Here is an 18,755-nt window from a genome sequence, read left to right as displayed (position 1 = left end):
TCCTTTCATTTCCGTGCCTCTAACTCGAGCAGGATATCTCCAGATGCTTGCCCCAATCCGGCGGCAATGCGGCGAGATCGTCATATTCCGGCGCGTCAGCAAACGGCGTCAACAAGGCCTGATGCAGGCGCGCCAGTTTGCTGACATCATCCCGTTCGGCACTTTCAATCGCCTGCTGCGCCAGATAGTTGCGCAGGATCAGCTTCGGATTCACCGCCTTCATCGCCTGTTGACGCTCAGCGTCGCTCACCTGTTCTTGCTGCAAGCGCTGGCGGTATTGTTGGTACCAACCGTCGAACGCAGCGCGATCGATAAATTCATCACGCAGCGGCGACTGCGCCTGTTGCTGTTCGGTATGACTTAACAAGCGGAAAGTTCGGCTATAGTCCCGGCCTTCTTGCGCCATCAGGCTCAGCAACCCGGTGAGCAAATCGTTATCCTGCTGCGATTGGGTGAAGAAGCCGAGCTTGGCGCGCATCTGTTCCCCGTAAGCGCGCATCAGGGCCGGTTCATAGGCCGCCAGCGCCTGCTGCAGCTGTTCCGTACTCATCAGCCCGGACAGGGTCTGTGCCAGCCGATGGAGGTTCCACAGCGCCACCGCCGGTTGATTATCGAAGGCATAGCGCCCCTGATGATCAGAGTGGTTGCAAATATAGTCGGGCTTGTAGTCGTCGAGGAAGCCATAAGGGCCATAGTCGATGGTAAGACCCAGAATCGACATGTTATCGGTGTTCATTACGCCGTGAGCGAAACCGACGGTCTGCCAATGGGCGATGAGCCGCGCAGTGCGCTCAACCACGTCGGTAAACCACAGTAAGTAACCCTCCGCCTGATCTTGCAACTGCGGCCAGTGACGGGCAATGACAAAATCGGCCAGCTGCTGCACCTGTTCCGGCTGCTTGCGGTAATAAAAATGCTCAAAGTGGCCGAAACGCACGTGGCTTTCCGCCACGCGTAGCAACATCGCTCCACGCTCAGGTTGCTCACGGTAAACCGGCTCCTCACTGGTCACAATGGTCAGCGCACGGGTGGTTGGAATGCCCAGATGGTGCAGTGCCTCGGAGGCGAGGAACTCACGGATCGCCGAACGCAGTACCGCACGCCCGTCGCCCATGCGTGAATAAGGCGTCAATCCCGCCCCTTTCAGGTGCCAGTCCATGCTGCGGCCATCCGCCAGGCGTTGTTCACCCAGCAAAATGCCCCGGCCATCCCCCAACTGCCCGGCCCAAACGCCGAACTGATGGCCACTGTAAACCTGCGCCAGCGGTCGCGTGCCCGGCAACAGTTTCTCACCCGCCCAAATCGGGGTTTTGTCCTGGGTAAACCAGCTTTCGTCCAGCCCCAGTTCGCGTGCCAGCGGTTCGCTGTGATACAGCAAACGAGCGCCTTTCAGCGGAGTGGGATTCAATTCGGTATAAAAACCGGCTAACTGATGTTGGTAAGCGTTTTCAAACTGCGGCATAGGCCCTCCGTTGCACCTAGTGTAGAGCTTGAACGGGGCGATTAACACAGAGGAAATGCAGGGAGAACGCATCTGCCTGATACCTGGGCAGATGCGGGGATCAGCGTTTATGCCGATACGGTTTGAATGCCTTTTTACGCTGAGCGGGAAAATACCCGATCGGCGAGAAAATCATAATGAATAACAGCGCCGGAATCACATCTGACATCATCCAGTCCATTATTGGCTCCGTTGTGTGTTGTACTCTCAATTATTGTTATTGAACTCATCGGGTGTTACCCGTAACGCTGCCAGATTGTCCACACCAACGCTGGGCCATAAAAAACCTTGCAGGCCAAAAACCCCGGCGTGTCTGAGCTTATTAAAATATTCCCTTTTCTCTATTCCTCCGACGATTACCCCCTTACACAGTAGATTGATATTCTTTAATAACGAGTCAATGACCACGTCATATCCCTGATGGGTAAACAACTGCCAGTAAAAACGCTTGTCGATCTTGACGTAGTCGAACAACCCATCATACAAGGCGGTCAGGGTCGCCTGGCCGGAGCCGAAATCATCCAACCACAGCGAAAACAATTCGCTCAGCCGGAGGATCTTTGGATTGTTTTTGCCGGCCGAAAGATTCGGAAAACCCTCACTGATTTCGAAAGCAATAAATGGCCATTGCCTGATACGGTCACAGAGTTGGCCGTCAGCGAGAATCAAATCGACCAGGGTTTCTTCAATATTAAGCGTCAACAAAACGTCGTTTTCGACAAACCAGGCGGCATTCTGTTCTGCCAGTTTCAATTGCTCATTAAATAACTCAATCTTTTGCTCAGCGGTCAGTAAATTAATCCCAATGTCAGCCGGCATAGCCAAATCACCGTCCAGACTATTAAAGCGGTTCAAAATTTCTACCGCTAACAGCCTGCCCTCCATTGAGTAAACAGGTTGAAAAACATAGCTACTAATAAAGTCAGCTTCGAATTGTATTTTCATTTCAATGCCACAGGCTGAATGGCGAGCATCTCATCGTATATCAATATATTTTATCGATCAATCCCTCTGAGATTAATCGGAAATATCAATGCAATTAGTGATAACTTATCATTTAATTGATAGATTAAAGCTATGTTGCGTCCACTTGGCACGGTATCAAAAACAATTTGGCTTAAGACAGAGTTGGCGAAACCCCACTAAATTTAAGCCATATTTAGGTTAAGTAATATAGTCACACTGAAAATTTGGCTTATCGCTATTGTTTTCATTAAAGAAATTCTTAAACATATCTAAATATCAATTAAGCATGAAATCTGCACAAGCGCAAGCGCGCCGCAAACTGATTAAATTTAATAACGCATCAATTCCGTACGTTATTCTTTGCATTGAAACAGCAAAAAAATGCCCACCTTGCTTTATTGGAAATTCATGCTACCCACTATTGAGGTGGCTTTCGGCAGCAGAAAGCCGATAAAAACAATAAAGCGGCGCAAACTTGCGGCATAAAAAAAGGATGACACCGTCATCCCTTGATATTTAAAGCGTGGTTGTTATTTGATCGTTTCGACCAGCCATTGCCGCAGCTCGGCTAACTCGGTAGCCTGCTCCGGGAACTGAGCAATCAGTTTGTCGCAGCACTCAGCCAAGGCTTCACTGCGGTAAGCGCAACCCACCAGCATCTCTGCCAAACGCTGCAGCGGTGCCGGACTCAGGCTGTCGGTAAAAATCTGCGCCCGGCAGATCTGCCCCTTTTCTACGTCAAAGAAGATATCCACCCCACCCCAGACAAAGCGTTCGTTCAGTAAATGGCTAAATGCCGGCGCCTTGCCGAAATTCCATTCCCAACTGCTCTGTTTGGCAAACTGCGCGGCGAAATCCGGCAGGTCGGGATAGACATCCGGTGAGATGATTTCCGCCGTAGCGGTCTCGCCATAGTAGTCAAAGAATGCCTGAGTCACCGCATCGCAGACCTGCTGGTGGCTGATGTCAGGTTTAAATTCCACCAGGTTGGCCACCCGGGAGCGTACCGAGGTGATGCCCTTGGCCTGCAGCTTTTTGGGATCCGGATTAAGATAATCCGCCAGACGGTTAAGATCGGCATTCAGTAATAAGGTGCCATGGTGGAACCCGCGATCCTGGGTTTCCCGATAGGCCGAGCCGGAGATTTTACGCACGCCTTCCGGCGTTTCGATCACCAGATCATTGCGGCCCGATGCCGTGGCAGAAATACCCAACTGGGCCAACGCCTGCAGAATGATACCGGTGGAAAGAGTTTTGTCGTAACCCGGTTTGCCCGCCATAAAGGTAAAACAGGTGTTACCCAGATCGTGGAATACCGCTCCACCGCCGCTGCTACGACGCGCCAGGCGAATGCCGTCCTGCTCCATTCGCCGGGTGTTGCACTCTTTCCATGGGTTTTGTGACTGGCCTATGACCACCGTTTCGGCATTGCGCCATAAGAACAGGATTTTCTGCGTGGTCATTTCGCGGAAGATGCACTCTTCCACGGCCAGATTGAACCAGGGGTCGTAAGAATCGGAAATCAGTAAGCGTAAGTTATTCATGGCGGTCCCCGCTAAGCACGTGATGCCGCCATGATACACCAAATCAACAGCTTAAGATTAAATGCGCCGCGCCTGCCAGTAGGCTTTTTTCCAATATACATTGTCCAGCGAGGATCGCATTACGCCACGGCTGGTGGAGGCATGAATAAACTGATCGTTGGTATCATAAATGCCAACGTGCAAACCGTTCTCACCGCCGCCGGTTTTGAAAAACACCAGATCGCCCGGCATCAGCTCATCACGCGAGACTTTGGTTCCCAACGAGGTTTGTTCCACCGTCGAACGAGGTAGTTGCATATCGAAACGGTCGCGGAAGGTGCGATAAACGAAACCGGAACAGTCAACGCCGCCGCGATCGACCCCACCGTAACGATAAGGTGCGCCGTACCATTGACGCAGTTGCTCATTCAACTGAGCCACCACCACGATAGAGTCCGCCAGCCGACCGCTGGGCGGCGGTGCATGACTGCTACAACCGGCAAGAATTAAACTGGCTAATAAAAACCAAATACGCATCCGCATAATATCCCTTCATTGAACACGTTGCCGCATCATGCCGTCCGGTAAAAGCATACCGCCTGCGAGGCAAAGCCGGCACCACGTAAGGAAAGCGCTATTTGGGGCTAATTTATCCCCCTGCCGGGGAAAAAGGCAAGCACGGTGAAGGAGATAATCGCATTGGCGCCACTTTTTGCGCTATTAAGGCGTTTTTACCTTGGCCTGGCTGTTAATCAGCCACACGCCAAACAGGATAAACAGCGTTCCCAACGTTTTCAACAGGGTGGCGGATTCGTTAAACCACGGCAGGATCACCGCGGCCAGGTACACCAGCGCATAGCTCACGCTCAGCAGTGGGTAAGCGCGGTTTAGTGGCAGATGGTGCAGCGCGAAGAACCAGCATAGCATGGACAACGCATAACCGAAGATACCACCGCTGACCGCCAGTAGCGGCACCCAATACTGGGCAAACAGGCTTAACGTCACGTCGGCAAACGACATCAGAGGGATCTGCGCCATACCCCACTTCATCAGTAGCTGCGCCAGCGTGACCAAGAGTACGCTGGCCGCGCCCCAGGCGTAACCCCTCATGGATTGATACTCATCAGCAGGATCCCCAACATGATCGACGCCACGCCGTACCAATGACGTGCGGTGGTGGGTTCGTTAAACAACCACCGGGCAGCTAATGTCACCAACACAAAATTCAGGCTGAGCGTCGGATAAGCCAGGCTGAGCGGCAAGCGCTGCAGCACGTTGAGCCAGACCGCCATGCCCAACCCCAGCAACAACACCGCCAGAAGCAGCCAGCGCAGCGTCACCCCCCGTCTGACGTCGGGGGGCAATTGCCAACTCTGGGCCGCTTGTTTCTGGCACAGCTGCCCACCGCAGGTGAGCAGGCTGACCACCAGCACCAGCAAGTAGCCGACTATCATGGCTGCTGTTGATACCAAAGCAGCGCTAAGCGGTTCATCTCAACCACTTTATCCGCTGCCGGTAAGGTTTGCGGCACGTGATCCCCTCTCGACAGTTGCAATACCAATGAGACGTCACCCTGTTTTCGCGCCTGGGCCAACCACTGCGGGAAGTCGGCATCGCTGATGAAATGGCTGCGGGAATCCGGGTAGGCCAGGCCATAAGCCACCTCACCTTTCTCGCTGAACATCAGCACATCGCTGCGCTTCAACTCCCAGGCCAGCCCTGCCGCTACCCCTGCGCTGTCGGTCAATACGTAACGGCTATGGCCCAACTGCGCCATATTTACGCTGATAAAGTTTTGCGGCAGCTTGGAGTCAGTGACCTGCTGCGGAATGGCGTAACCCACCAGCAAGCACAGCAGTAGCGGACAAGCCGCCGCCCAGCGCCAGCGTTGCGCGTTATTACGCGCCGACACTATGGCAAATAACAGCCAACCGCCGAACATAATAATGCCGATGACGATCTTCGGCCACTCTTGTGCCCCAAACAGCTTCACCTTCGGCAGCAATCCTGAACCCAGCACCAGCAGCGCCACCACGCAAATCAGACCAAATAAGCCGTTCAGCAATGCGTTGATCTTGAAGGTTTTGCTGCGTAGGCTTGCCGCATAATCCTCAGCGTAAGCGGCCATCAACAGCGCCAACGGCGCCATGCACGGCAAAATATAGGTCGGCAGTTTGCCTTTGGCGATGCTGAAAAAGATCAGCGGCATCATCACCCAACTCAGCAGGAAGAACAGCTCCGGCCGTTGGACGCGTTCACGCCAACCCTTAAGCAAAGATCCCGGCAACAACGCCAGCCACGGTAATACCGCCGCCATCAAAATCGGGATGTAATACCAGAACGGCGCTTTGTGCTGGGCGTTATCCTCGGCAAAACGCTGAATATGCTCCACCCAGAAGAAGTAGTTCCAGAAGTCCGGCTCACGTTGAGCAATAGCCAGCGCCCAAGGCAGGCTAAGCAATACCGCGGTCAGGATCGCCAACGGGCCGTAGATCAAGAGATCCTTGATCCGCCGCTGCTGAATGACTATCGGGATCACCGCAATCACCGGCACCGCCAGCGCCAGGAACCCCTTGGTCATAAAGCCCATGCCGCAGGCCAGCCCCAGCAACACGTAACCGCCGACTTTACCCTTGACCGTGGTGGCTTTCAGCGTCAGGTAATAACTGACCATAGCCGCCACCAGCCACAGGGAAATCATCGGATCCAGCACGCTGTACGTGCCGATGCTGAACACCAGCACCATCGACAGAAAAATCAACGTCGCCAGGCTGGCGCGGCGCGCGTTGCGCCACATCAGCATTGCCAGCGCGAACACCAGCACGGCGGTCATGCCGGTGCTGAATACCGAGCCAAAACGCACCGCGAAGTTGGTATCGCCAAACAGCCACTGGCTGATGTTGTTGAACCAATATCCGGCAACCGGTTTTTCAAAATAACGCAGCCCAAGCAGATGCGGCACTACCCAGTCGCCGCGTTGCAGCATTTCACGGCTGATCTCGGCGTAACGAGTTTCATCCGGTTGCCACAGCAGGCGACCATTGAGGGGGATCAGGTAAACCAGAGCAAAAAAAATGGCCAACACAATGGCCCAGGATCCTTTTAGCGCCTTCATGAATCGTCCTTCACATCGGTTTGACAACCCAGCCAACCTTCGCGGCCAGGGAAAGGAGCACGCTCGACGCGGCCCAATGGCAATGACGCCAAATCTTGTGGCAACAAGGTGCTTAACGGGCAGAATTCTATGCCCTGCCGTTGCGCCCGTTGCAGTAACTGCTCAAACATTGCGGCCTGAGACATACCTTCAACTTCGGTATGAATGGTATAAACCGGCACGCCGCGATCGTTTTCAATCGCCCGTAAAATGTAATCGTTGAAGTCAGCCATGCTGACTTCACTGCCAATCACCTCATCAAAGGTCGGTAACGTCACCGGGATCTGCACGGTTCCCACACGGCCATCGCTTAACAGCGGACGGAACGGATGGGTACCACGACAATCGCTGTTGTAGTGAAAACCGAAGCGCTGCTTCACTTCCAGCACCCGTGTGTCCGCGCGCCAACCGGCAACGGCCGAACATTTGACCGGCAGCCCGGTACTGGCAGTCAGCGCATCAACACCCAGCTGCACCTGTTGCGTCAACTGCGCCTCAGACCAACGGCCGACCTTGGCCTGCCAGCCCTGATGATCCCAGGCGTGCAGGCCCACTTCATGCCCCGCCTGGGCGGTGAGTTTCATCAATGGCCCCAGGGCACGGGCGATATTACGCCCCGGCCAGGCGGTACCGGCCAGCAGAATATCCCAGCCGTACAGCGACGCGGCGTTCGAGCGCAGCATTTTCCACAGGAATTTCGGACGTAAAAGGCGCCACAGATGGCGCCCCATATTGTCCGGCCCTACGCTGAAGAAGAAACTGGCCTGAATGTTGTACTTGTCGAACAACTCCAGCAACTGCGGTACCCCTTCACGGGTACCGCTGAAAGTATCTACATCAACTCGCAGACCGACTTTCTTCATGCACCGTCACCTTCCTGAACGGTGGTGCGCAAGAAGTAGTCCAAGGTATCGGCAACGGTTTGCTGCATCGCGATGGTCGGCTGCCAATCCAGCAGGCGACGGGCATTTTTGATGCTTGGCGTACGGTGCTCAACGTCCTGATAACCCTTGCCGTAATAGCTGCTGCTTTCGACATCCTTAAAGCCGGCAAACGGCGGGAAGCGGTCGCGCAACGGGTGATTATTGAAGCTTTCGAGCAGCATTTCCGCCAGTTCGCGGATGCTGGCCTCGTTGGTCGGATTACCAATGTTGACGATTTGTCCATCGCACAAGCCGTCGCGGTTTTCGATAATGCGGAACAGCGCTTCAATACCGTCGTTGATATCGGTAAAGCAGCGTTTTTGCGCCCCGCCGTCCATCAGTTTGATCGGCGAACCTTCCACCAGATTGAGGATCAACTGGGTGATGGCACGGGAAGAACCGATGCGCGCTGCATCCAGGTTATCCAGGCGCGGTCCCATCCAGTTAAACGGACGGAACAGCGTAAACTTCAGTCCTTCTTTGGCACCATAGGCCCAGATGACTCGGTCCAACAGCTGCTTGGACACCGAGTAAATCCAGCGTTGTTTGTTGATTGGCCCGACGATCAGGCGGGAATGATCTTCGTCGAACTCTTTGTCGTCGCACATACCGTACACTTCGGAGGTGGACGGGAAGATGATGCGCTTGTTGTATTTCACGCAGTCACGAACGATTTTCAGGTTTTCTTCAAAATCCAACTCAAACACGCGCAGTGGATTGCGGGTGTACTCGATCGGCGTGGCGATGGCCACCAGCGGCAGAACGACATCACATTTCTTGATGTGATACTCGATCCACTCGGAATGGATGCTGATATCCCCTTCCACAAAGTGGAAGCGCGGGTTATCCAGGAAACGGCTGATGGCATCAGAACCGATATCCAAACCGTAAATGTCGTAACGATCGTCACGCAGCAGACGTTCGGTCAGGTGGTTACCGATAAAGCCGTTAACGCCGAGGATCAATACGCGGGTTCTGCGCTTCATCACTGCGTTGGGCTTGGCGGCCAGACGTACGTCGGTGACGATGCCCATTTCCTGCGCCAGACGGCTACCCTGTACGTACAGGCCGGCATCATTTTGACCGGCAACGATTTCCAGTGCGCCTTCGCCGCAGGCAATGACCAGCGGAGAAGTACTGAGCACGGTACCAGGCTGCTTGTCATGCTGCGCATCCAGCACGCGAGCACGCCAGACAATCAATTTACGCTGGCCGAGATAGCTGAAGGCGCCAGGATAAGGTTCGGTCACTGCGCGGATCAGGTTGTTGATTTCCTGCGCCGATTTATGCCACAGGATCTCACCGTCTGCCGCAGTCCGGCGGCCAAAGTAGCTGGCTTCGGCTTCGTTTTGCGCACTGAATGTCGCCGTGCCGTTTTTCAGCTTCGGCAGTTCGTCCTTCAGCAATGACTGTGCGGCTTCCAGCACTTTTTTGTGCAGCGTCAGCGCCGTGTCGTCAGCGGCGATTGCCACTTTGCGCTGACCAACGATATCGCCGGCGTCCGGACGCTTGACCATTTTATGCAGCGTAGCGCCGGTTTCTGTTTCGCCGTTCACCAGCGCCCAGTTCACCGGTGCGCGGCCACGGTAGCGAGGCAGCAGTGAACCATGGAGGTTGAAACCGCCAAGCGGCGCCAGCGACAGCAGCTCGTCGCTCAGCAGATTACGGTAATAGAAGGAGAAAATAATGTCCGGCTGCATCTGGCGAATGCGTTCGATCCACAGCGGGTGGTTAACGTCCTCCGGCGCATAGACCGGTAACTCCAATTCTGCACCCACACGGGCAACGGAGGAGAAGAAGTTGTTCTCACCAGGATCGTCGGTATGCGTGAATACTGCTTGAACGTCATAGCCTGCGTCAGTCAGCGCTTTCAGACCTGCGCAGCCAATATCATGGTAAGCAAATACAATAGCTTTCATCATTCTTCTTCCTGAGTATTGTGGTTCGGCTGTTCACCGACCACTTTCTGAACAAAATAACGAGGACGAGCACGCACGTCGGTATAAATACGACCGATGTACTCTCCCAACAGACCCATGCCGACAAATTGGGCGCCAATAAAGGAAAACAGCACGGCAAACAGGGTGAACACCCCGCCGCCCGCCCATTCAGGGCCCATGATCAAACGCAGGGCGATCAGCAATACCGCCAGCACGAAACCCGAAAGCGCAATCACGCTGCCCACTACGCTCAGCAAACGCAGCGGCGTGGTGGTCAAACAGGTGATCAGGTCGTACATCAGATTAATCAGCTTCATCAGGCTGTATTTAGAGTCGCCAAACTCGCGTTCAGCGTGCAGCACGTCAATTTCAGTGGTACGACGGGCGAAGGTATTCGCCAGGATCGGGATAAAGGTGCTGCGCTCGTGGCAGTTCAGCATCGCTTCGATAATGTGGCGGCGATAGGCGCGCAACATGCAGCCATAGTCGCCCATCGATTTACCGGTAGCGCGCTGGATCATCATATTGATGATGCGGGAAGCGCTTTTACGGAACCAGGAGTCCTGACGGTTGGCGCGCACAGTGCCGACCACGTCGTAACCCTCTTCCGCCACCCGCACCAACCGCGGGATCTCTTCCGGCGGGTTTTGCAGGTCAGCATCCAGCGTGATCACCAGATCGCCGCTCACCTGATTGAAACCGGCCATGATTGCCGAGTGCTGCCCATAGTTGCGGTTCAGCAATACGGCAATGACGCAACTGCCGGGCTGTTCGGCGGCAGCGGTCAGCATATCGGCAGAATTGTCGCTGCTGCCGTCATCGACCAGGATAATTTCATAGGGCTGGGCCAGCTGTTTACAGGCGGCGGTGGTACGTTCAAGCAAGGCAGGTAAACTTTCCTGCTCGTTGTACACCGGGATCACCACCGAAACTTTTTTAATCGGTTCAACGCGAGACACGTAACGACTCCACAACAGAAGATAAGGCTTTGACCACGCGATCAACATCAGCGTCGGTCATATCAGGGAATAGCGGCAAGGTGCACAAACGCGCCGAGTTCCATTCGGTATTGGGTAAGGACAATTGCGGATAGCGGTCGCGGTAAAACTTCTGGGTATGCGCGGCACGGAAATGCAGACCGGTACCAATGCCCACCTCTTTCAGGCGTTCCATCAGTTGGTCGCGATCGATACCGCAACGCTCGGCGTCAACGCGCACCATGAACAGGTGCCAGGCGTGGTCATGCGGATAATCAGGCAACCCCAGCGGCAGGAAAGGTGAACCTTCCAGCGCGGTGAGATAACGCTGTGCCAGCTCTTTACGGCGGGCGTTCAACTGCGGCAGGCGCGCCAGCTGTACGACGGCGATGGCCGCGTGGATATCCGAAAGGTTGTATTTGTAGCCCGGTTCCACCACTTCGGCCTGCGGCTTGCGGCCCAGTTGCTGACGGTCGAAAGCGTCAACGGCCAGACCGTGAAACTTCAGACAGCGCAGACGATCCGCCAGTACATCGTCGTCGGTGGCAATCAGGCCACCTTCGGCACAGGTCAGGTTTTTAATCGCGTGGAACGAGAAGATGGCCGTTCCTTGTGCGCCAACCCATTCACCGTTGTAACGGGAACCCACCGCATGAGCGGCGTCTTCAATCAGCGGCAGATTATGGCGTTTGGCCACGTCTCGCAATGCATCCATTTGCAGTGGCGCACCAGCGTAATGCACCGGGACAATGGCTTTGGTTTTGGTCGTAATGGCGGCTTCAACATCTTTGGCATTGACCATCAACGTATCGCGATCAACGTCGATCATTACCGGCGTGGCGCCGAGCAACTCAATCATGTTGAGGGTTGAAACCCAAGTTTGTGAGGGAGTGATGACTTCATCGCCGGGACCAATGCCCAGAGCCATCAGGGTGATATGCATGCCTGCAGTAGCGGAACAAACGGCAATCGCATGTTTGCAGCCGAAGGTGGCGCAAAACTCACTTTCCAACTGCTGATTTTGCGGTCCGGTGGTGATCCACCCTGAGCGCAATACCTTTTCTACCGCCGCGATTTCTTCATCGCCGATCGCCGGGCGTGAGAAAGGTAAAAATTGATCCATAGTTAACCCCAAACGTATCAAATTTCTTTTAATGACACTGTAGATCTCTTTTATTTAACGAATATTAAACGCCAGAGAGAATCGTTCCCGGTGGATTAACTGCCAATGTACGGCCGCAAGCTTAACTAAACCTTAAGGCGAGATTAATTATCAGCGGACTATCTGATTTGCGAGGGCCATCATCATCATTTTATATTGATTTAAAAATCAATTAGTTATGGTTATTAATAATTATTTACTTATTTTATTCGAACTAAATCAGCGTAGCACGTCAGCGACGGTTTTCAAGATTTATGAGATAATTTTTGGCGAAGAGTGAAATAAAGCCGATGCTTACTCGGCTATTTATATCGAGTCCGTTTAATTTTCGTTTAGGCCGCATTTTCAATACGCTAGCGCACTAGGCGGTTTTGGTCATAATCCAGCGTTGATCGCCCACTGCCTGCAAATGAAAATCGACGTCATAAATTTGTGACAGCAGAACCGGTTCCATCACCTCCCGCGTGCTGCCCTGAGCAACTAAGCGCCCCGCATGCAGCAGCCAGACCCGATCGGCCTGCTGTAAGGTGTGGTTGAGATCGTGCGCGCAAACCAAGGCACTGCGCCCACTCTGGCAAAACTCTCTTAATAGTCGGTCCAATGCCACCTTCTGCGCCACGTCCAGGCTGTTGGTCGGTTCATCCAACAGCAGCAATTGGCTGTACGGGTTAACCGTCGGCCAGACCTGCAGCAACACCGCGGCCAGACGTACTCGCTGCCATTCCCCGCCGGATAGTTGAGTCAACATGCGCGGCAGCTTGTCCATCAGCTTTAAACGCTGGCACAGATAAAGAATGGTGCTTTCCAGCGCCTCTTCCGAAGCTCCCGCCGGTTGATGCAATGCCAGATACTGGAATACCGGCATCAACGCCACCGGGGGTTGCTGTTGGCTTAAATAACCACGACGCAGTGCCAGCTCATTGCCCTGAAAACTTTTCAGCGGATGACCGTCCAGCAGGATCTCCCCGATACCGGGCAAGATACCCGCCAGGCAGGCCAACAGCGTGCTTTTACCGGCGCCGTTCGGGCCAATAAGGTGAAACTGCAACCCAGCATCAACCTGTGCTGAAAACGGGGCCAAGCGCCCTTCTACCCCAACCTGCCTGAGTTGCAGCATGATGTATTACCGCTCCTTCTTTAGTCGGCCAGCGCCTGTTTGACGGCGGCCAGCAACGCAGGATCTTCCGGCGTCGTATCCGGGGAAAAGCGTTCGATGACCTTGCCATCGCGGCCAATCAGGAATTTCTCGAAGTTCCACAGGATATCGCCAGTTTGCTTTGGTGCCCGCCCCTTGCTGCTCATACGCGCCAGGAACCCACTGCCCTGTGGCGCAACGGCGTGCGGTTTGGCGGCGGTCAACGCCTGATACAATGGATGGCGGTTTTCGCCGTTCACTTCCAGTTTGGCAAACATCGGGAACTGAACGCCAAAGGTACCCCGGCAAAACGCCAGGATCTCTTCGTTGCTGCCCGGCTCCTGCCCCAGAAATTCGTTGGAGGGGAATCCCAGCACCTCAAAACCTTGATCCCGGTAGGTTTCGTACAGGGCTTCCAGCCCTTCATATTGCTTGGTCAGGCCGCATTCCGACGCCACATTCACCACCAGCAACACACGGCCTTTATATTGTGCCAGCGTGGTAGATTGATTCTCGATGGTGTTCAGCGGAATGTCATAAATAGCTTGAGTCATGGAGCTTATCCTCTTGTTTTACTTGCAGGTGAACAGAGAAACTACCTTACGCTTTTTACCCGGGTGAGCAACCAGATAAACAGGGGTGCCCCCAGGGTGGCTGTCACCACCCCGATGGGCAATTCAGCCGACAGCAGCGTAATACGCGCCACCACATCGGCCGCCAGCAAGACGCCGGCACCGGCCAGTGCGCAACCCGGCAGTAAATAACGCTGATTGGTCAAACCGCTAAGGCGCAGCATATGCGGTATCACCAGCCCGACAAATCCGATCACCCCCGCCAACGCCACGCTGACGCCTACCAGCCAGCCGATTGCCAGCACCAGCAGATTACGCCACAAATGCAGTGAAAGCCCGAGCTGGCGGGCCTGTACCTCGCCCAGCGCCATAAAGTTCAGCGCCTTGCCCTGGCAACACAGCCACAGCACCACCGGCACCAGGGCCAGCACCAGCCATTTTTGGCGCCAGTCTACGCCGCCAAAGCCGCCCATCATCCAGTACATTAGCTGGCGCAGATCCAGGCTGGAACTGAAGTACACTGCCCAGGTCATCACTGCACTGCACACAATGCCCAAGGCAACGCCGACCAACAATAATCGCGCGTTGGTAAGACGCTTGCGACGAGCAAAGCTCAGCAGCATAAAGGTCATGATTAACGCACCCGCAATGGCGCTCAGGCTCATCAACGCCACCGGCAGCAGGCCGTTGCCCAGTAATACCATTAGCACCAGTGCAACCCCGGCACCGTTAGCCACTCCCAATAAGCCAGGCTCAGCCAACGGATTCTCAAACAAGGCCTGCATTACCGCACCGGCAATGGCCAGGCTGGCTCCGACCAACATCACCGCTAGCGCACGCGGCAGGCGTAATTGCCAGACAAACAGCTGCGCCGCATCACTTGACCACTGTGAGGGCCAAAGCCAGACATCACCCGCGCTGAGGCTAAAAACAAAAGCCACGGCAACGCCCAGCGCCAACAGCCATAAATGGCGTTTATCGCGATGACGCTGTTTGTACAGTAATAAAGTAAAGGTCTGGCTGGTTGGCATAGGTGTGGCGATTCCCTGCGGGCCGCGAGCGGCGGTCGAATAATTGACGTCTGGGGCAAATATTAGGGGGTTAGCGCCAGAAGGGAAAGCCTTGCTTAAGGATTATGGCAGGAAAACAACGGCTGATGCTGCCCCCCTCCACTGAGGGGCAACACCAGACGTCGTACACTCAATTAGCGTCGCGGATCATTTCCGTTTTGTGGGTAGGGTTTACCGTGGTCATTGTCGTTGCCGCGGCCCTTACCGTGGTCATTATCATGACGGTTGCCATCGTTACGGTTATCGCGTTCACCGTGGAACGGATTGCCGCCCCGCTCTGGACTCCGGTGATCGTTGCCGCGCGGCGGTGAGGGTTGCCAGCGACCACCGTCCCAGTACAGACCACGGCTATTACGCTCACCCACGCCGCGTCCCTGATGAGCATGCCACCACTGTGGCGGACGCCAGTCATAGCCGTCCCAGTAGTAACCTCGCCGATCCTGATCCCCCAGATGGACCGAGACGCCCGGCACGTTGATATCAATGGAGACATCTGCCTGGGCCACGAGCGGCAACAGCAGCGGTAAACACACCAGCAACAGGATCTTTTTCATTTTGGCACTCTCACTTTATTTTTTGCTGAGCTGGTTATATCAGCGCGATTATTTTACGCCTATCGCCGCAATGCCTATTTTCAGATCGTTTTCACCTCGCTTACATAATCCATACACTCTCATTTTTCAGATTAAATAAAACAGCTGATAACAACGTTTAACGAATAGCTGACATACCGGATGCCATGCCGCTATTTATAATGACGCTGACACTTATCAAAGAGATATTATTATGATTAAACGCATTGGAATGTTGTTCACGGTCGCCGTGTTGACCACCGCGCTCAGCGCCTGCTGCTTCGGCCCCCACGGTGGCGGTCATCGTGGCGGTGGTGGCCCGGGTCACTATTACAACCATTATTAAAAACCAGGAGCCGAGGCTCCTGATTTTATTTCAGGTAAAGAAAGGACATTAATATCCATAAGAAAAATCCGCAAAAAATTGGATATCTTAATATTAAACACCAACCCACTTCATTTAATCGCATAGGCTCTTACGGCCATAATTTAGGAATAAACCGAATTTTTCTTCAAAAAAAGAAAAAGGCCGCAAAAGCGGCCTTTTTTGGTTTCACGCAACTTACTCTTTCGGGCTTGCGTTCTCTACCCGACTTTTCAGTTTTTGCCCTGGACGGAAAGTGACCACGCGGCGCGCCGTAATCGGAATGTCCTCGCCGGTCTTCGGGTTACGCCCCGGACGTTGGTTCTTGTCACGCAAATCAAAATTGCCAAAACCTGACAGTTTCACCTGCTCACCGTTCTCAAGAGCACGACGTACCTCTTCGAAAAACAGTTCTACCAGGTCTTTGGCATCCCGTTTGCTAAGCCCAAGCTTTTCAAACAGGTGTTCTGACATTTCAGCTTTAGTAAGCGCCATAGGTTCAATCCCTCAAGGATGCTTGGAATCGCTGTTTTAGAGCCTCTACACATTTTGCAACGGTAACGGCTATCTCCTCTTCTTCCAGTGTACGAGCGGTATCCTGCAATACCAGACTGATAGCCAGGCTCTTATAACCCTCTGCCACGCCCTTGCCACGGTACACATCAAACAAGTTTACGCCAACTACCTGATTTGCGCCAACTTTCTTACACTCTGCCAAAATATCTTCTGCGGGGACGTTTTCAGCCACCACAACGGCGATATCTCGACGGTTTGCCGGGAAGCGAGATATCTCCCGCGCCTGAGGCACGGCGCGGCTTGCGACCTTGTTCCACTCCAGTTCAAACACCACGGTACGGCCGTTAAGATCCAGTTTACGTTCAAGTTCCGGATGAACCACACCGATGAAACCGACACGTTCGCCCTGGAAATAAATAGCGGCGCTTTGCCCTGGATGCAGGGCTGGATTGGTCTCTGCCTTGAACTGAATTTCGGATAATTTACCGGTCAGCTCCAGGACAGACTCCAGATCCCCTTTCAAATCATAGAAGTCGACCGGCTTACGCGCCAGATCCCAATGTTCTTCATGCGTATGGCCGGCAATCACCCCTGCCAGCATGACATCCTGACGGATACCCAGATTTGCCGCAGTATCAGGCACAAAGCGCAGGCCGCTTTCAAACAGGCGCAGACGAGTCTGCTGACGATTCTGGTTATACACCACCGCAGACAGCAAGCCGGTCCACAGCGACAGGCGCATAGCGGACATCTCTACCGAGATTGGGCTTGGCAGGATCAGCATTTCTTCGCCCGGGTGCAGCAAGGCCTGAACCTTAGGATCGACGAAGCTGTAAGTGATCGCTTCCTGGAAGCCGTGATCGACCAGCATGGTTTTCACACGCTTGAGCGTTAGATCCGCTTCGCGATGCTTGGTCATGATCAGGTCAGCACGTACCGGCACGTCAGGAATATTGTTGTAGCCGTAAACGCGTGCGACTTCTTCTACCAGGTCCTCTTCGATTTCCATATCGAAACGCCAGCTCGGCGCGACCGCCAGCCAGTTGTCACCTTGCTCGGTCACCTGGCAACCCAAACGACGCAGAATATCGCTCACCTGCTCGCTTGGTACCACGTGGCCGATCAGACGGTCCAGCTTTTCGCGACGCAGGGTGATGGTGGCACGCTTCGGCAATTCGGCTTCAGCTGTCACATCGATGACCGGGCCAGCCTGACCGCCACAGATATCAATCAGCAGGCGGGTCGCACGCTCCATCGCTTTGTACTGCAATGCAGGATCAACGCCACGCTCGTAGCGATGTGAAGCGTCAGTGTGCAAACCATTACGGCGTGCACGACCGGTAATGGACAGCGGGCTGAAGAACGCGCATTCCAGCAGCACGTCCTGAGTAGTTTCATTCACGCCGGAGTGTTCACCACCGAAGATGCCGCCCATGGCGAGCGCTTTCTGGTGATCGGCGATCACTAAGGTATCGGCATTCAGTTTGGCTTCGTTGCCGTCCAGCAGCGTCAGGGTTTCGCCTTCGCTCGCCATACGCACCACGATACCGCCTTCAATACGGCTCAGATCGAAGGCGTGCATTGGCTGACCCAGTTCCAACAGTACGTAGTTGGTCACGTCAACCACTGCGTCAATGGAGCGGATGCCGCAACGACGCAGCTTCTCGCGCATCCACAGTGGGCTTGCCGCTTTGACATTGATGCCTTTTACTACGCGGCCCAGGTAACGCGGGCACGCCTGCGGCGCGTCAACGCGAATTGGCAGCGTATCCGCAATAGTGGCGGCTACCGGGCTCATATCCGGCTCGGTCAGCGCGACCTGGTTCAGCACCCCAACGTCACGCGCCACACCGATAATGCCCAGGCAATCGGCACGGTTTGGCGTTACGCTGATTTCGATGGTGTTGTCGTCAAGCGACAGGTATTCACGGATATCGGTGCCAATCGGCGCGTCTTCCGGCAGCTCAATGATACCGTCGTGATCGTCGGTAATGCCCAGCTCGGAGAACGAACACAGCATGCCTTCGGAAGGCTCGCCGCGCAGTTTGGCAGCTTTGATCTTGAAGTCACCCGGCAGTACTGCGCCTACGGTGGCAACCGCCACCTTCAGGCCGGTACGGCAATTTGGCGCGCCACAGACGATGTCCAGCAGGCGATCGCCACCCACGTTGACCTTGGTCACGCGCAATTTGTCTGCGTTCGGGTGCTGACCGCACTCAACCACATGGCCTACCACCACGCCGTTAAAGGCGCCGGCAACCGGCTCCACGCCGTCTACTTCCAGACCGGCCATGGTAATTTGATCGGATAATGCTTCGCTGCTGATGGCCGGGTTTACCCACTCGCGCAACCAGAGTTCACTGAATTTCATGTGATATTC

At 54.5% G+C, this 18,755-nt stretch carries 18 protein-coding genes; 1 reads left to right on the top strand and 17 read right to left on the bottom strand.

Going from position 1 to position 18,755, the window contains the following annotated elements; all coding sequences use genetic code 11:
- Positions 1 to 19: 19 nt before the first annotated feature.
- The 15 genes from EBA31_RS11265 to EBA31_RS11195 all read right to left on the bottom strand — a co-directional run bounded on the left by EBA31_RS11265 (position 20) and on the right by EBA31_RS11195 (position 15,477).
- Complete coding sequence (locus EBA31_RS11265) at positions 20 to 1,462, bottom strand: protein adenylyltransferase SelO (protein ID WP_122079083.1); 1,443 nt, start codon at positions 1,460 to 1,462, stop codon at positions 20 to 22.
- 246 nt (positions 1,463 to 1,708) lie between these two features.
- Complete coding sequence (locus EBA31_RS11260) at positions 1,709 to 2,446, bottom strand: EAL domain-containing protein (protein ID WP_122079080.1); 738 nt, start codon at positions 2,444 to 2,446, stop codon at positions 1,709 to 1,711.
- A gap of 551 nt (positions 2,447 to 2,997) precedes the next feature.
- Positions 2,998 to 4,011, bottom strand: a complete 1,014-nt coding sequence (locus tag EBA31_RS11255; protein ID WP_122079077.1) for a lipoate--protein ligase A — start codon at positions 4,009 to 4,011, stop codon at positions 2,998 to 3,000.
- Positions 4,012 to 4,068: 57 nt separating this feature from the next.
- A complete protein-coding gene (locus EBA31_RS11250; RefSeq protein ID WP_041414519.1) occupies positions 4,069 to 4,533 on the bottom strand; it encodes an NlpC/P60 family protein in 465 nt (154 codons plus the stop codon).
- A gap of 177 nt (positions 4,534 to 4,710) precedes the next feature.
- Positions 4,711 to 5,100, bottom strand: coding sequence for a 4-amino-4-deoxy-L-arabinose-phosphoundecaprenol flippase subunit ArnF (gene arnF / locus EBA31_RS11245; RefSeq protein ID WP_122079074.1), 390 nt, complete (start codon positions 5,098 to 5,100; stop codon positions 4,711 to 4,713).
- Entirely contained in the window at positions 5,097 to 5,444 is a 348-nt protein-coding gene (arnE, locus tag EBA31_RS11240; RefSeq protein ID WP_048762677.1) for a 4-amino-4-deoxy-L-arabinose-phosphoundecaprenol flippase subunit ArnE, read from the bottom strand. Before arnE ends, arnF begins: the two co-directional genes overlap by 4 nt.
- Positions 5,441 to 7,105 carry a lipid IV(A) 4-amino-4-deoxy-L-arabinosyltransferase gene (arnT, locus tag EBA31_RS11235; RefSeq protein WP_116928033.1) on the bottom strand — a complete coding sequence of 555 codons (1,665 nt, stop codon included), beginning with the start codon at positions 7,103 to 7,105 and terminating at the stop codon, positions 5,441 to 5,443. The genes arnE and arnT overlap by 4 nt, the downstream gene beginning before the upstream one ends.
- Complete coding sequence (gene arnD, locus EBA31_RS11230) at positions 7,102 to 8,007, bottom strand: 4-deoxy-4-formamido-L-arabinose-phosphoundecaprenol deformylase (protein WP_020826631.1); 906 nt, start codon at positions 8,005 to 8,007, stop codon at positions 7,102 to 7,104. Before arnD ends, arnT begins: the two co-directional genes overlap by 4 nt.
- The gene (gene arnA, locus EBA31_RS11225; RefSeq protein ID WP_046375045.1) at positions 8,004 to 9,986 is read right to left on the bottom strand and encodes a bifunctional UDP-4-amino-4-deoxy-L-arabinose formyltransferase/UDP-glucuronic acid oxidase ArnA; all 1,983 of its coding nucleotides are present in this window, start codon (positions 9,984 to 9,986) and stop codon (positions 8,004 to 8,006) included. The genes arnD and arnA overlap by 4 nt, the downstream gene beginning before the upstream one ends.
- Positions 9,986 to 10,966 carry an undecaprenyl-phosphate 4-deoxy-4-formamido-L-arabinose transferase gene (gene arnC / locus EBA31_RS11220; RefSeq protein WP_020826629.1) on the bottom strand — a complete coding sequence of 327 codons (981 nt, stop codon included), beginning with the start codon at positions 10,964 to 10,966 and terminating at the stop codon, positions 9,986 to 9,988. The genes arnA and arnC overlap by 1 nt, the downstream gene beginning before the upstream one ends.
- On the bottom strand, positions 10,953 to 12,107 hold the full coding sequence (arnB, locus tag EBA31_RS11215; protein WP_122079072.1) for a UDP-4-amino-4-deoxy-L-arabinose aminotransferase: 1,155 nt from the start codon (positions 12,105 to 12,107) through the stop codon (positions 10,953 to 10,955). Before arnB ends, arnC begins: the two co-directional genes overlap by 14 nt.
- 400 nt (positions 12,108 to 12,507) lie before the next feature.
- A complete protein-coding gene (gene btuD, locus EBA31_RS11210; protein WP_116690594.1) occupies positions 12,508 to 13,263 on the bottom strand; it encodes a vitamin B12 ABC transporter ATP-binding protein BtuD in 756 nt (251 codons plus the stop codon).
- 20 nt (positions 13,264 to 13,283) lie between these two features.
- Positions 13,284 to 13,835, bottom strand: coding sequence for a glutathione peroxidase (locus EBA31_RS11205; RefSeq protein ID WP_122079071.1), 552 nt, complete (start codon positions 13,833 to 13,835; stop codon positions 13,284 to 13,286).
- Positions 13,836 to 13,876: 41 nt separating this feature from the next.
- Positions 13,877 to 14,884, bottom strand: a complete 1,008-nt coding sequence (gene btuC / locus EBA31_RS11200) for a vitamin B12 ABC transporter permease BtuC (protein WP_122079068.1) — start codon at positions 14,882 to 14,884, stop codon at positions 13,877 to 13,879.
- 173 nt (positions 14,885 to 15,057) lie between these two features.
- Positions 15,058 to 15,477, bottom strand: a complete 420-nt coding sequence (locus EBA31_RS11195) for a DUF2502 domain-containing protein (RefSeq protein WP_020826624.1) — start codon at positions 15,475 to 15,477, stop codon at positions 15,058 to 15,060.
- A 232-nt stretch (positions 15,478 to 15,709) separates the two neighbouring features.
- Here EBA31_RS11195 and EBA31_RS27175 point away from each other — a divergent pair, with 232 nt between their 5' ends.
- Positions 15,710 to 15,841, top strand: coding sequence for a hypothetical protein (locus EBA31_RS27175; RefSeq protein ID WP_020826623.1), 132 nt, complete (start codon positions 15,710 to 15,712; stop codon positions 15,839 to 15,841).
- A 216-nt stretch (positions 15,842 to 16,057) separates the two neighbouring features.
- On the opposite strand, the gene ihfA is transcribed toward EBA31_RS27175, so the two are convergent.
- Both ihfA and pheT read right to left on the bottom strand, forming a co-directional pair.
- Entirely contained in the window at positions 16,058 to 16,354 is a 297-nt protein-coding gene (ihfA, locus tag EBA31_RS11190) for an integration host factor subunit alpha (protein WP_004943604.1), read from the bottom strand.
- A gap of 4 nt (positions 16,355 to 16,358) precedes the next feature.
- Positions 16,359 to 18,746, bottom strand: coding sequence for a phenylalanine--tRNA ligase subunit beta (pheT, locus tag EBA31_RS11185; protein WP_122079066.1), 2,388 nt, complete (start codon positions 18,744 to 18,746; stop codon positions 16,359 to 16,361).
- Positions 18,747 to 18,755: the final 9 nt, after the last annotated feature.

Source organism: Serratia sp. P2ACOL2, assembly GCF_003691565.1.
Lineage (GTDB): Bacteria > Pseudomonadota > Gammaproteobacteria > Enterobacterales > Enterobacteriaceae > Serratia > Serratia liquefaciens.
The sequence above is the reverse complement of the archived record's forward strand: the minus strand, read 5'-3'. Positions and strand labels throughout refer to the sequence as shown.

Coding starts and splice junctions, on each gene's coding strand:
- EBA31_RS11265 (WP_122079083.1), bottom strand. CDS start 1,462: ATGCCGCAGTTTGAAAACGCTTACCAACATCAGTTAGCCGGTTTTTAT.
- EBA31_RS11260 (WP_122079080.1), bottom strand. CDS start 2,446: ATGAAAATACAATTCGAAGCTGACTTTATTAGTAGCTATGTTTTTCAA.
- EBA31_RS11255 (WP_122079077.1), bottom strand. CDS start 4,011: ATGAATAACTTACGCTTACTGATTTCCGATTCTTACGACCCCTGGTTC.
- EBA31_RS11250 (WP_041414519.1), bottom strand. CDS start 4,533: ATGCGGATGCGTATTTGGTTTTTATTAGCCAGTTTAATTCTTGCCGGT.
- arnF (WP_122079074.1), bottom strand. CDS start 5,100: ATGAGGGGTTACGCCTGGGGCGCGGCCAGCGTACTCTTGGTCACGCTG.
- arnE (WP_048762677.1), bottom strand. CDS start 5,444: ATGATAGTCGGCTACTTGCTGGTGCTGGTGGTCAGCCTGCTCACCTGC.
- arnT (WP_116928033.1), bottom strand. CDS start 7,105: ATGAAGGCGCTAAAAGGATCCTGGGCCATTGTGTTGGCCATTTTTTTT.
- arnD (WP_020826631.1), bottom strand. CDS start 8,007: ATGAAGAAAGTCGGTCTGCGAGTTGATGTAGATACTTTCAGCGGTACC.
- arnA (WP_046375045.1), bottom strand. CDS start 9,986: ATGAAAGCTATTGTATTTGCTTACCATGATATTGGCTGCGCAGGTCTG.
- arnB (WP_122079072.1), bottom strand. CDS start 12,107: ATGGATCAATTTTTACCTTTCTCACGCCCGGCGATCGGCGATGAAGAA.
- btuD (WP_116690594.1), bottom strand. CDS start 13,263: ATGCTGCAACTCAGGCAGGTTGGGGTAGAAGGGCGCTTGGCCCCGTTT.
- EBA31_RS11205 (WP_122079071.1), bottom strand. CDS start 13,835: ATGACTCAAGCTATTTATGACATTCCGCTGAACACCATCGAGAATCAA.
- btuC (WP_122079068.1), bottom strand. CDS start 14,884: ATGCCAACCAGCCAGACCTTTACTTTATTACTGTACAAACAGCGTCAT.
- EBA31_RS11195 (WP_020826624.1), bottom strand. CDS start 15,477: ATGAAAAAGATCCTGTTGCTGGTGTGTTTACCGCTGCTGTTGCCGCTC.
- EBA31_RS27175 (WP_020826623.1), top strand. CDS start 15,710: ATGATTAAACGCATTGGAATGTTGTTCACGGTCGCCGTGTTGACCACC.
- ihfA (WP_004943604.1), bottom strand. CDS start 16,354: ATGGCGCTTACTAAAGCTGAAATGTCAGAACACCTGTTTGAAAAGCTT.
- pheT (WP_122079066.1), bottom strand. CDS start 18,746: ATGAAATTCAGTGAACTCTGGTTGCGCGAGTGGGTAAACCCGGCCATC.